The following is a 10,855-nucleotide window of genomic DNA, read 5'->3' as shown; positions in this document are numbered from 1 at the left end:
ATCCAGTCCGAACTGCGGACATTCAGCGGCTCATTGCGGGTGGCGGGCGTACGTTTTTCGCAGCGCGCCATGGCGTTCGACTCGGCTACCGTGACCGGCTATCCGCTCGCCGAATTCATCATCAAGGAACTCGGTCCTAACCTGATTACTGCCTTGGCCGCAGCTGCCGGTGTATGGATCAGCGGACGATCGGGGCGCAAGGTGCGTCTGAAGGTTGGGGACATCGAGGCTGAAGCACGCACCATTGAAGAAGTCGAGCAGTTGCTGAAGCGAGCGCAGGCGGTGCAGGCCAAGCAGGCGATTACCAAGGGTCCGGCCGGGGCTGAATCTGATACGGAAACGGAAGGAGACTGAGATGCAACGGGACGCGAATCTGGTTCGTAAGCTGCTTGCCTATCTGCAGGGAATTGAAGCGTCAAAGCAGCCTGAAGAGCAGGTGCTGGTTCAGCCGCACTACGACGAGGTGGCTGTTCCGAATGGCTTTCGCATCGACGGCTATACGGGGCAGCAGATTGACGATCAGCTCAGACTCATGCTTCGTAATGGACTGATTGTCGGGCACGAAGTAGGCATCGGCATATACCTGGACTACCTGACGAAGAAAGGGCACTCCGTGCTCAATAACGGTTGAGGTTGGCCTGCTCGAAATGCGCGATACAAATTTGCCGGCTGTTGCAGCAGGCGTAACCGCGCCTGCACTCGTCATCGCCGCTGGAGACCGCGCTGGCGTACGCTTTCTCGAGTTTTTCGCGTCGGCGATCCGAAACCCGCACACGCGCCGCGCGTACGCGCGCGCTGCGGGCGACTTTTTGTCCTGGTGTGCCGGTGCTGGGGTGCGGACGATCACGGACATTCAGCCGCTTCATGTCGCGACGTGGATCGAGCTGCAGACGCAGACACTGTCGGCGCCGACCGTCAAGCAGCGCCTAGCGGCGATCCGTCACCTCTTTGATTGGCTGGTGATCGGCCAGATCGTGCCACACAACCCAGCCGCGTCGGTACGCGGTCCGAGCCACACCACGAAAAAGGGCAAGACGCCGGTGCTCGATGCGACCGAAGCGCGGCAACTGCTCGATAGTATTGAAGTGAGCACGCCGATCGGCCTGCGGGACCGGGCGTTGATCGCGTTGATGGTGTTTTCGTTCGCGCGGATCGGCGCGGCACTCGCAATGCGGGTCGACGACGTCTATGTGCAGAATCGGCGGCTGTGGGTGCGCCTCCGCGAGAAAGGCGGCAAGCAGCACGCGATGCCGTGTCACCACACGCTCGAAGCCTATTTACACGCATACATCGAGGGCACCGGCCTTGGCGGCGACGCCAAGGGACCGCTGTTCCGAACCATTCAGCGCGGCACTGGGCGGCTCAGCACAACGCCGCTGCCGCAGGCGAACGCGTATGCGATGGTACGGCGTCGCGCGCTCGCGGCCGGCATCGACACCAAGATTGGCAACCACACGTTTCGCGCGACCGGCATCACGGCGTACCTAAAGAACGGCGGCACGCTCGAGAACGCCGCATCCATGGCCAATCACGCGTCGACGCGCACCACCCAGCTCTATGACCGGCGTCATGACGACATCAGCCTGAATGAGATCGAGCGCATCCATCTTTAACAGTCGGAGGCCGCGCTCTTGTAAGCAAGTCGTTGGCTTTGCGAACGAGCGTCTCGTCATGCAGTTGCTTTTCATCACACGTCGAGTGTATAGTGTGGCTATACGCTATACACGGCGTATAAACGCAAAGCGAAAACTCGACGATACGCACCAAGACTGACTAAAAAGCCGAACACAAGCTCACGACACTACGCGAACACAGCAAACTCAGCAAATCCGCGAACACAGCTAAACCGCAAAAATTCAATGGAGTGATCGAAATGGCTAATTTTTTCAGATATTGGGAGAACCATGATCAAGTCATGGAGACACAAGGGACTCGAGGAGTTCTTCGTCAGTGGAAGTAAGGCAGGCATCAGGCCCGACCATGCATCCAAACTAAAGCGTCAGTTAGCTCGGCTCGATGTGGCTCAGTCGCCGCACGACATGAATGTGCCGGGCTGGAAGTTTCACGGATTGGAAGGTCCGTTAGCCGGTCATTACGCTATAAGCGTGAATGGTAACTGGCGGATGACTTTCACATTCGAAGGTGCTGACGCTGTCTTGGTGGACTACCAGGACTACCATTAAGGTTCAGTACATGACCCAAATGTTCAACCCGCCTCACCCGGGTGAAACTCTCCGGGAGGATGTCCTCCCGGAGCTTGGTTTAACGGTGACTCAAGCGGCCGAGCAGCTCGGCGTCACGCGCGCAGCACTGTCACGCGTGTTGCACGAGCATGCCGGCATCTCGCCAGAGATGGCACTTCGACTCGAAGGATGGCTCGGCGTGGAGAACGGCGGCCGCGCGGATCTTTGGTTGGCTCAACAGACGGCTTATGACCTCTGGCAAGCGCGTTCCAAGGGAGCGCCCAGAGTCGAGCGTGCGCACGCGTAAGCTACCTTTAGACGACATCAAGGGCGCTTCGACGCCCTTTGTTATTTCACTGCCGGTCCGTCGTTACCAGCCTCGTAATGAGACGCTCAAATCTCGAGTCGGCCTTGCGGGTCGCGTGCGAAGGTAAACCGCACGGCCTTGACCTTCCGCCCAGCCTTGATCTGCTCCCACTGGATAATCCACCCGTCTTTCTCGTTGAGCTCAGCGACGGCCGGTTCGATGATTCGCCGCTTGATGTTGTTGAAATTCTGGCGCTGCTTCTCTGTCGCGTCCATCGCGGCCGCGAAGTCCTCTATGTCGTATTCAGCCCAGCCAGTGGATTTGAAGCGCGTAAGCAGCTCGAGCAGCCGCCAAGAATAAATCGAACGCAATGCAGACGCTTGTTGCAGCTGATACGTAGTGAACTGCCCCTTCAGCGCCGTCAGATGGGGGAGCAGTGCCGGCCACCAGTGCAGCTCAACCCACCCCTCGCCCACTTGGTATTTGACGACGCCGACCCATCGCATTTGAACTTTCGTTGGCGGCAACGGGGCGCCATTTCGACGATGCGCGGCCTCATAGAAGGTGATCGTGCGGTTGTAGAGCGTCTTAGCCGCTGATTGGAGTTGTTCATAGGCGGTGTTTGCGTCGACGTGGAATGTATCCGCGTACTCTGCGGCCGTTATCCGCGTCACAGGCAGTTCGCCGACCTGCGGCAGGCGCCGGCTGTCGAGCTTGCTGACGGCAGCTGCCACGATGCGCTTTTCGGCCAGCGTGAGCCCCTGCCCCGCCCGCGTCAGTGCGTTGCTCATCGAGATCCACCGGTCGCCCGCGGGCCTGTCTGCAATCGCCGCATAGTTCTCAACCTTAGCCGCATTCCCTGCCATTTTCACCCCTTAAGCGTCATCTGGCGACTCTGACGCAATTGCAATATTGCGTCAACGAATTTTATAGACGCAATATCCCGGAAATTGACGCAATTCGATCCTGTGATGTGATGTCGTGCGATGCGAGGCGATGTCGGGTGCGCCAGGAGGGAATAAGGAGAGGGAGGAAAATTTCCGCGCGCGACCTGTGGATAGCACCCGGAAAAAGACGCACTAACCCGGAAAAAGACGCAATTGACCCGGAAAAAGACGCAATAGCTGGCCGCAAACCCTTGTGACATAAGGCTTTGCGCTTTCTATAAACAAGAAAAAACTATCTAAAAACCGGTTAAGCACCGCTCACGGCACTTCCCCGTGTGGATAAGTCCCCTGTCCACCGGCCAAAAACCCGGCCGGTGGACAGCCGCTGCGCGGTTCGGGACTTCCCCACACTCGAGCCTGACGCGCCCTTTTCGGGCTTGCCCTATTGAGAGAAACAATCAATTCAAAACCACTCGCAAAGTCCAACGCTAGAGAACAGTTGCCGCATCAGTTTTTCGCGTCCCGCTCCACCAGCTCAGCGCACGCGAGCGAAATCGCCGCGGCTCGGCTGAGGCCCTTTCGTGCTGCGAGTGCGTCGACGGTGGCGAGCAGATCGGGTGCTATCGTAATAGCGATTTGTACTTTGTTTTTTCGCGCTGGCGGGCTCGCGTTCGGCACGGCGGCAGCATCGGGCGCCCTTCCGATAAACGCACTCGCCACCGGCTCGCTGGCAACAGACTTAGGCTTTTTCGTAATAGACATGATATGTTTTCAACATTATTTCAATATTGAAACAATATGACTTTTAAGTGCGGCCAGTTCTGCTGATGCGTTCGCATCGCGCGGCCGGTATTCGTCGATGTAGAGTCCCGCGCCGCTCGCGCTGGCGAATGCCTTGCGTCGCCCAATGCGCAGTGGCAACAGCTCGATCCCTTCAATGTCGGCAAGCGCCTCACTCGCCTCTTCGTTGTCGCTGCCTTGCGGATCGGCGGCATTCAGCAGCGCCAGCGCTCGCACGTCGCGCACACTGCGCGCCTCGCGCAACAGGCTCGCCACGTCCGACAGCGCCCACACATCGAACGAACGCGGCTGGAACGGAACGAGCATCAGATCGGAGACTGTCAGCGCTGCGCGTAATGCGGTCGAATCACGCCCACCCGCGTCGATGATCACGTAATCGTATGCGCCGGCCTGCTGCGTGACCTGTGCGCGCAGCGTCGCGCCGTCTGGGTATGCGGCGGCGGCGATCGGCGCGCGGCCGCTTTCCGCGCGCACGGTAATCGCGCCTAGGCTTGTCCCTTGTCGGTCACCGTCGACTAACCAGACGTGCTGCCCGTCGAGTGCGAGCCCGAGCGCGAGCTGGACGGCGAGGGTCGATTTTCCGACGCCGCCTTTCGTGTTTCCGATCGTCAGAATCATACTGATCCTATATTGTTTTAATATTGAAGCCACATTGGCATAATGTGGAAACGATATCACGTTGCCATGGTCGTCACGACTTTTCGAATACCACTTGTGGGTTTTCGGCAGTCAAAGATATAGACACCCCGAAACGGCGATTTGGATACATGGACCATCGTCACGACCGCCTTCCGTCAAGCAGTCGGAGCCAATTGTCGTCGTGGAGCAATTCGATGTTGTGCTGCGCGCGCCGACATCAGCTCTTTTTATGCTCTCGAGTCGGCGGTTAGCCAACCTCCTTGTCTTGCACGGCTCTGAACTGAGGCCTTTTGCGACGACTTGCAACTGCACCGTCAGATCTGGGACGCCAGATTCTGTTCAGCGCGCGACTCGGCTGGGCTGCTCCGCTGCAGCGAAGATCAGCCACTCCACCGCCTCCCGAATCGTCTCACCGCGATGCCTAAGGCCTTTGAGCGCTTCGAACGCCTCGGGCGAGATCTTCACTCTCGGAAGTGCGTCAGCCGGATCCGAAAGCCCTTCCAGTCGTGTGCCGCCGACCAGTTCGGCCTTGACCCTCCACACGCTGCCCTTCGGCAATCGATGAGCGGTCGTGAATTCAGGTTTGCTGTTGCTCATAGCTCGCTCTCAGATAGTTGTTCCAAACCCAGCGGCCGCGGCCCTCACCGTGGCCAAGATCACGCGAACACAGCGCGAGCGCTTCTTTGACGCTATAGCCCTCGTTCAAGTAGTGCTCATAGTTGTCACGGCAGAAAGCTCGGCGCAACGCGTGACCGGAGTCCTTGCCCATCAACCCCAAGGCCGCAAAGCGATCGTGGACCTGCTTCTGGGCTGCGCGCGCAGTCGGCGCGTCGACCAGGTATTGCCGCTGCCTCACGACCTCCAATGCAGCTCTGACCGCGTCCAAGGCGCGCGTCCGATAGGGCATTGGGATCGCTGTATCCCTCACGCGTCCGCCCTTGGTGCCGTGGCGGATCGTGATGAAGCTCTGGCCACGTGAGAGCGCCGCCTCCCATTGCTTCAGGCTCTTGTGACTTTCGATCATCTCTTCGCGCCGCAAGCCCAAGCAGCGCTCGAGCTGGATCCACGCACGGGTGTCGGCCGGTGCGTGCTCGAGGGCGTGCGCAAGTACATGCGCGTCGACCACGCAGCCGGTGCCGATGCGCGTGCCAGCCGGCACGCCGAGCTGCACATTGGTGACGGCATCAGCCCAGTCGCCACGGTCTGCGCCGCGCAAGGCGCGGCGCAGATGGCTCACTTCGTTCTGGATCGTGCGCGGTGTGATGCCGGCCTCGATACGAGCACCGACATAGTTGCGAAGCTGCTTTTCCGTGACGGTGGCGGGATCGACATCGCCATAGCGCCGCTGCTTGGCATGCGCGGCGAACGCTTTGAAAGTGGTCAGCATCTTCTGCCGGGTCAGGGTCGCGGCACCCTTGTGAAGCGATGCAGCCATGAACTTCGCTTCGATCGAACGTGGCCGCAAGGGTGATCGGTTCGGCGGTGATGTGGACTTGCTCATGCTCTTCTTCGTTGGACTTGTTCGTCGTTGTCGTTGTTTTCTGTTGCGCCGGGTCGCTCCAGCGAGCCGGGTCCTGATTCGTTTAGGGAGGTGTGGCCGCCACCTGGAGGTGGGTTGTTGTGGCCGGGGTGCTGCTGCCGATGAGGTCGTTTGTCGTTCGCCGGTTGGCCGGTTCAACGCGCTGACATGCGCTTAACTATCACGTCGAGAGACGGGCGCCTTACGTGGCGCGGGCGAGGGTGGTGCGCGAAAGCGCGTCACTGCTACGCAAGGCGAAGCAGTGACGCGCAAAACCATTGGTGTGCCATCGTGAGCGTTCCCGGCAGGCAAAGTCACGAGGTTGAGAAGTCATCGCGCAATGCTCGCAGCGTTTGCTGTCGGCACAGCGAAACGGGCAAGTGTAGGCGCGATGAACTAGGTGGGCGACGCGTTGGACGCCAAAGCTGCGAGGGTGGTTTTGGGCAGTGCTGCCCAAACAAAAGTGGATGCGCGGGCTAGCCCGAGATGCAAAGAAGGTAGGTGCTTGCGATGGACGGACTACGGGAGCCCGCCGAAGCACTCGAGAAAAATCGCTCAGGGGGCTGCGCAGGGCGGACGAATCCGATGCGCTTGCCATGGGCAGTTTTGCGGACAAAGTGTCCGGCTTAATAAAATCGGACCTGGCTCAAGGCCAGATCGTAGGTCGATGCGTCAGGGACGCGAGAAAGCATCGCTACGGTAGCACAGGGATTTTGGCGGGACAATGAAATGCTAGAGCCTTTTCAAAAGCTACCTGAAAATAGGCACCTTTAAGCGAAAACTGACGAAAGACCCTTGGAAATGGGGTTCCTTTAAGTTTCAGGCAGCCGTGCGCCTTGCTGCGTATGCATGGGAGTTTTTTGCGCTTGGTCGCGGGACAAGGCGAGTGCCGCACACAAGCTGAAGTTGGAGGGGGGCGGTCTCATGTTCTTCGGGGGAGGTCATAATGATCTACACCGGGCGAATATCACGCCCTAGCTGGGGGCGAACCCCACGCCTCCCAAAATACACTCCGGATAGCCAGATACATCGGATACAGACGCAGAGGCGAATACACAGCAAACTACGTTCGGGGGGAGATCCTAAAGGCTCCCCATGTATGCTCGTAGAGCCTTGCCAGTCGGGGCGCGTGTGGCGATACTTCTCTCAACGCAAAGAACGCAGGGAGCAACAAGATGAGTGCAGCCACAAAACCGCAGATCTCAACCGCCGTCGACAAGAGCGTGGCGGCGAAGTGGTCTGCTCCGCTGGCGAAAGCCGGATGGACGTCGTTTCCCAACATCATCTTCGAGCGTCAGCAGGCTCTGGGCCTCACGCCGCTCGATATCAACATCCTGATCCACCTGGCCGGTTACTGGTGGAAGCCGGGTGAACATGCGCACCCTTCCAAAAACACGCTGGCGAAGGCGATCGGTGTCGTCCCGCGCACGATCCAAAAGCGCATCGCGGCAATGGAAGCGGCAGGCTTCATCAGGCGGATCTACCGCTCGACGGGTGTGGGTGACAACGACACGAACGAATACGACCTGAGCGGCCTGATCTCGGCGGCCAGGCCGTTCGCCGAGGAAAAGGTCGCGGAGCGCGAACGCAGGCAGAAGGAACAGGCCGAACGCATCACGCGCAAGAAGCCCCTGGCAATCGTCAAGGGCGGTAAGAAGTAAGCATCAAGCGGTGTAGCTCAACGGATCGAGCGCCGACGCTCATGTCACTCGCTGAGAGTGTCCGTTCGATGGCTGGGTGGTACCTCCATCGTACCGCGTCGGAGATCCGGGTTCGACTCCCGGTGCCGCATCCTTTTTTGAAAGCGACTGGCGATCGCCAGTCGCTGCAGAACAGCGCAGCGTAGCTCAATGGATCGAGCGCCGACGCTCATGCCTTTCACGGAGAGTGGCCGTTCGATGGCTGGGTGGTACCTTCATCGTACCGCGTCGGAGATCCGGGTTCAAATCCCGGCCTGCTTCCCCTATTTTTTACCGTCTCCCCTACCTGTGAAGACCTGAGGGGCCAAGCCAATGAAGTCGCCCGGATCTCACCTGCCTTATCGCCGTTAAGGCTTGCGCCACTTATCGGGCTTTCCTTCCTTCGTATGGCGAACACGTTCAACCAACGGCGCTCCGCCCTGGTTCAACTCCCGAGCTCGCGCTATTGCCTCGGCCTGTGTAGGCAAAACGGCGCTGGCCCTCTCTGAATTAGGCCGCCGGACCGCGTAGTCACCTTCGGGCCGGCGTTCAACAAAGATCTTCTTGCTGCTCATATAAACCTCTTTGGGTTATCAGGCGGATAAGCCCCTCAGGCTGCCTTGGGCTGTTTGAATGGCATCTGGAGCTCTTCCACGTCGTATGTAAAATCAAGAACGATCTGGATAGGTGGCTGCTTTGCATTTTTAGCGTTATAGACGTCGACGTCTGTTTTCAATTGAAAACAATCGCCAACAACCTGCTGACGTCGTTGCGAAAATGACCGTACGAAATGGTCGCGCGGGGCTCGCTCGTCATCCATATCCGCCCACAGTGACATGGTTTTCGTGCCCTGTTTCGAACGAACCGCGTGCTTTGCACGGTAACGCTGACCGTTCTCATCGGTTCGGTATTCTTCCCGGAATACCTGTGAAATATCCGTGGCGATCGCGTCCAGAATTGTCTTGAGATTGGGTTTATAAAGCCCGTTTTTGCATGCCCACTCAGCAACGGCATGGGGATCCAGCAAGCCATCGGGGCTTACTTCAGCCTGATAGCGCTCTACGAACGCTCTTACCTGATTTGCATATGCAGTCATGTGAATCTCCAGCTATTCGGAAAACGATCCCCATCCATCGGCGTCTGCCGATGGAATCACATTGGCGCGAATCCTGACCTGATGTTTACGTAAAAAATCGTGGCGCCCCAGCTTGCGTTGCAACTGACCGACAACAATCCCAGGATGTACATTCATTCGCTGGGCAAAATTCAACACGCGTTGCTCCGAAAAGTAGGGCTGTACGCGGGCTACGAAATTTTCCAGCTGAGCCGTCGGTACGCAAAAATTCGCACCCGCCTCATTGGCCTTGACTTCGGATTCAGGTAATCCATCCTTGGCTTCACCAACATTGGAATCAATAACTGCCGTGTCCTTACCGTCGCCGTTCAGCACATGTTCGATCTCGTGGCGCAACACAAACCAGAAGTTGTCGATCCGGTCAAAGCGCAATGTCATTCCGATCACGGGTCTGTCATCGGGAAGCCAAAAGCAGGCACCGTCCAGCATCGAACCACTGATCGGCTCAACAAAAACAAGCCGCACACCTGCCTCGGCCATGATTCGCGGAACGTGGCGGGATTCCTCCGGTGCAACCATCAGAACCTTAAGCTTTTCGAGGGCCTGGTTGAGTTTGTCCTTTGAATAGGGTGGCAGCTTTTGCTGGCTGGCCATGCTCTTGACGCGAAAAAGCCAAGCCAGCTGCAGCGGCGTGGCATCGATCGTCGCGTGCGTTTTTTTTGCCGCGTGACTTAGGGTAGGTTCTACGTCCAGGTTGGCAATATTGAAAAAGTCGCAAAAGCGCTGCTCAACCACTTCCAGATTTTCGCTGGCTTGCACCCATCCGCGACGCAGCATCTCGCGCACCGGGAACTTGCTATAGAGGCGAGCTTTACGGGCCACATGGTCGCCCGTCGGTCTAACTTTTGAGAGCTGATACTGGCTCTCAAGGTTCATCCAGTATTCGGCGGACGTACCGAAAGCCTCACTCAATCCGCGTGCCGTTTCTGGTGTGATGGCCCGCTTGCCTGCAATGACTTCACTGATCAGGCGCGGAGGGCGGTCAAGGATGTCTGCCAGCTCCTGCTGACTCCACTCCCGCGCCTCCAGCTCTTCCCGCAGGAATTCTCCTGGCGGAAAGACTTCAGCAGGGATACGTGGGTTCATTGTTTCTCCAGCTCTAGTGGTAATCGACAATCTCGATAATCGCGACAACTTTGCATGGGTGATCGCCTCGTAGCTCAACGATCAAGCGCCATTGCGCATTCAAACGCATCGAGTGCTGTCCTTCCCTGTTTCCTTTTAGTTTCTCGAAGCGCAACGATTTCAGCTGGTAAAAATCCCGCTCATCTCGAGCACCTCGAATCTGCTGCATACGCATTCGAAACGCACGGACGACCTCCTGCGAATACCCCGCGGTGAACTGGGCATCAACTTCAAGGCGATCTAGGTCGTGGTCATCGAACTCAGCTTCCATAGCCCAGTATGGAAGACAACTTATATATAGTCAAGTCCGTCTTTACACTATGTGTAAAGACGGACTTTCTTAATCGTAGGGAGGGACGGCGGGAATTTTCTCATCTATATATGATAACGTCCTTTATCACATATATAAGGAGAGGACGATGGGGCTACGGAACGATACTTTTCCTGAGGTTGAGATCCAGCTGAAGCGGACGCCGGATGATCCGGCTGAACGCGATCCGGCAATCCAGTCCGAACTGCGGACATTCAGCGGCTCATTGCGGGTGGCGGGCGTACGTTTTTCGCAGCGCGCCATGGCGTT

14 protein-coding genes, 2 tRNA genes and 1 pseudogene are annotated in these 10,855 nt (G+C 57.9%); 8 read left to right on the top strand and 9 right to left on the bottom strand.

Annotated features, from left to right (window positions below):
• The 5 genes and pseudogenes from AWB68_RS39295 to AWB68_RS39275 form a co-directional block, all read left to right on the top strand.
• Positions 1-354: pseudogene (locus tag AWB68_RS39295) on the top strand (hypothetical protein); the annotation flags it as partial.
• Between the two features lies 1 nt (position 355).
• On the top strand, positions 356-631 hold the full coding sequence (locus AWB68_RS39290) for a hypothetical protein (protein WP_087649596.1): 276 nt from the start codon (positions 356-358) through the stop codon (positions 629-631).
• A 16-nt stretch (positions 632-647) separates the two neighbouring features.
• Positions 648-1,613 carry a tyrosine-type recombinase/integrase gene (locus AWB68_RS39285; protein WP_087649595.1) on the top strand — a complete coding sequence of 322 codons (966 nt, stop codon included), beginning with the start codon at positions 648-650 and terminating at the stop codon, positions 1,611-1,613.
• A gap of 291 nt (positions 1,614-1,904) precedes the next feature.
• Entirely contained in the window at positions 1,905-2,183 is a 279-nt protein-coding gene (locus AWB68_RS39280) for a type II toxin-antitoxin system RelE/ParE family toxin (RefSeq protein ID WP_087649594.1), read from the top strand.
• Between the two features lie 10 nt (positions 2,184-2,193).
• Positions 2,194-2,490, top strand: a complete 297-nt coding sequence (locus tag AWB68_RS39275; RefSeq protein WP_087649593.1) for a HigA family addiction module antitoxin — start codon at positions 2,194-2,196, stop codon at positions 2,488-2,490.
• Positions 2,491-2,576: 86 nt separating this feature from the next.
• Here the strand turns inward: AWB68_RS39275 and AWB68_RS39270 are convergent, their stop codons facing one another.
• The 5 genes from AWB68_RS39270 to AWB68_RS39250 form a co-directional block, all read right to left on the bottom strand.
• Positions 2,577-3,281: a replication initiation protein gene (locus AWB68_RS39270; protein ID WP_235028751.1), complete on the bottom strand. Its 705-nt coding sequence runs from the start codon at positions 3,279-3,281 to the stop codon at positions 2,577-2,579.
• A gap of 603 nt (positions 3,282-3,884) precedes the next feature.
• Positions 3,885-4,139, bottom strand: a complete 255-nt coding sequence (locus AWB68_RS39265) for a hypothetical protein (RefSeq protein ID WP_087649591.1) — start codon at positions 4,137-4,139, stop codon at positions 3,885-3,887.
• A 15-nt stretch (positions 4,140-4,154) separates the two neighbouring features.
• The gene (locus tag AWB68_RS39260) at positions 4,155-4,796 is read right to left on the bottom strand and encodes an AAA family ATPase (protein ID WP_087649590.1); all 642 of its coding nucleotides are present in this window, start codon (positions 4,794-4,796) and stop codon (positions 4,155-4,157) included.
• 360 nt (positions 4,797-5,156) lie between these two features.
• Positions 5,157-5,414 carry a hypothetical protein gene (locus AWB68_RS39255; RefSeq protein WP_087649589.1) on the bottom strand — a complete coding sequence of 86 codons (258 nt, stop codon included), beginning with the start codon at positions 5,412-5,414 and terminating at the stop codon, positions 5,157-5,159.
• Positions 5,395-6,252: an integrase domain-containing protein gene (locus AWB68_RS39250; protein WP_160110153.1), complete on the bottom strand. Its 858-nt coding sequence runs from the start codon at positions 6,250-6,252 to the stop codon at positions 5,395-5,397. The genes AWB68_RS39255 and AWB68_RS39250 overlap by 20 nt, the downstream gene beginning before the upstream one ends.
• Positions 6,253-7,511: 1,259 nt before the next feature.
• Between AWB68_RS39250 and AWB68_RS39245 the strand changes: the two genes are divergently transcribed.
• The 3 genes from AWB68_RS39245 (at position 7,512) to AWB68_RS48545 (ending at position 8,297) form a co-directional block, all read left to right on the top strand.
• Positions 7,512-7,997, top strand: coding sequence for a helix-turn-helix domain-containing protein (locus tag AWB68_RS39245; RefSeq protein ID WP_087649587.1), 486 nt, complete (start codon positions 7,512-7,514; stop codon positions 7,995-7,997).
• 6 nt (positions 7,998-8,003) lie between these two features.
• Positions 8,004-8,128: transfer RNA gene (locus tag AWB68_RS48550), tRNA-OTHER, on the top strand.
• 42 nt (positions 8,129-8,170) lie between these two features.
• Positions 8,171-8,297, top strand: a tRNA-OTHER gene (locus tag AWB68_RS48545).
• 86 nt (positions 8,298-8,383) lie between these two features.
• Here AWB68_RS48545 and AWB68_RS39240 read toward each other — a convergent pair.
• Genes AWB68_RS39240 through AWB68_RS39225 form a run of 4 tightly spaced genes read right to left on the bottom strand, consistent with a single transcriptional unit; the run spans position 8,384 to position 10,546 of the window.
• Positions 8,384-8,590 carry a DUF2188 domain-containing protein gene (locus AWB68_RS39240; protein WP_087649586.1) on the bottom strand — a complete coding sequence of 69 codons (207 nt, stop codon included), beginning with the start codon at positions 8,588-8,590 and terminating at the stop codon, positions 8,384-8,386.
• Between the two features lie 35 nt (positions 8,591-8,625).
• Positions 8,626-9,111, bottom strand: a complete 486-nt coding sequence (locus AWB68_RS39235; protein ID WP_087649585.1) for a hypothetical protein — start codon at positions 9,109-9,111, stop codon at positions 8,626-8,628.
• A 12-nt stretch (positions 9,112-9,123) separates the two neighbouring features.
• Positions 9,124-10,236: a HigA family addiction module antitoxin gene (locus AWB68_RS39230; RefSeq protein ID WP_087649584.1), complete on the bottom strand. Its 1,113-nt coding sequence runs from the start codon at positions 10,234-10,236 to the stop codon at positions 9,124-9,126.
• 13 nt (positions 10,237-10,249) lie between these two features.
• Entirely contained in the window at positions 10,250-10,546 is a 297-nt protein-coding gene (locus tag AWB68_RS39225; protein WP_087649583.1) for a type II toxin-antitoxin system RelE/ParE family toxin, read from the bottom strand.
• Positions 10,547-10,855: the final 309 nt, after the last annotated feature.

Origin of the sequence: Caballeronia choica, from assembly GCF_001544535.1 — a bacterium.
Classification (GTDB): Bacteria; Pseudomonadota; Gammaproteobacteria; order Burkholderiales; family Burkholderiaceae; genus Caballeronia; species Caballeronia choica.
This window is presented reverse-complemented; position numbering and strand designations above follow the sequence as displayed.

Coding starts and splice junctions, on each gene's coding strand:
- AWB68_RS39290 (WP_087649596.1), top strand. CDS start 356: ATGCAACGGGACGCGAATCTGGTTCGTAAGCTGCTTGCCTATCTGCAG.
- AWB68_RS39285 (WP_087649595.1), top strand. CDS start 648: ATGCGCGATACAAATTTGCCGGCTGTTGCAGCAGGCGTAACCGCGCCT.
- AWB68_RS39280 (WP_087649594.1), top strand. CDS start 1,905: ATGATCAAGTCATGGAGACACAAGGGACTCGAGGAGTTCTTCGTCAGT.
- AWB68_RS39275 (WP_087649593.1), top strand. CDS start 2,194: ATGACCCAAATGTTCAACCCGCCTCACCCGGGTGAAACTCTCCGGGAG.
- AWB68_RS39270 (WP_235028751.1), bottom strand. CDS start 3,281: ATGAGCAACGCACTGACGCGGGCGGGGCAGGGGCTCACGCTGGCCGAA.
- AWB68_RS39265 (WP_087649591.1), bottom strand. CDS start 4,139: ATGTCTATTACGAAAAAGCCTAAGTCTGTTGCCAGCGAGCCGGTGGCG.
- AWB68_RS39260 (WP_087649590.1), bottom strand. CDS start 4,796: ATGATTCTGACGATCGGAAACACGAAAGGCGGCGTCGGAAAATCGACC.
- AWB68_RS39255 (WP_087649589.1), bottom strand. CDS start 5,414: ATGAGCAACAGCAAACCTGAATTCACGACCGCTCATCGATTGCCGAAG.
- AWB68_RS39250 (WP_160110153.1), bottom strand. CDS start 6,252: ATGGCTGCATCGCTTCACAAGGGTGCCGCGACCCTGACCCGGCAGAAG.
- AWB68_RS39245 (WP_087649587.1), top strand. CDS start 7,512: ATGAGTGCAGCCACAAAACCGCAGATCTCAACCGCCGTCGACAAGAGC.
- AWB68_RS39240 (WP_087649586.1), bottom strand. CDS start 8,590: ATGAGCAGCAAGAAGATCTTTGTTGAACGCCGGCCCGAAGGTGACTAC.
- AWB68_RS39235 (WP_087649585.1), bottom strand. CDS start 9,111: ATGACTGCATATGCAAATCAGGTAAGAGCGTTCGTAGAGCGCTATCAG.
- AWB68_RS39230 (WP_087649584.1), bottom strand. CDS start 10,236: ATGAACCCACGTATCCCTGCTGAAGTCTTTCCGCCAGGAGAATTCCTG.
- AWB68_RS39225 (WP_087649583.1), bottom strand. CDS start 10,546: ATGGAAGCTGAGTTCGATGACCACGACCTAGATCGCCTTGAAGTTGAT.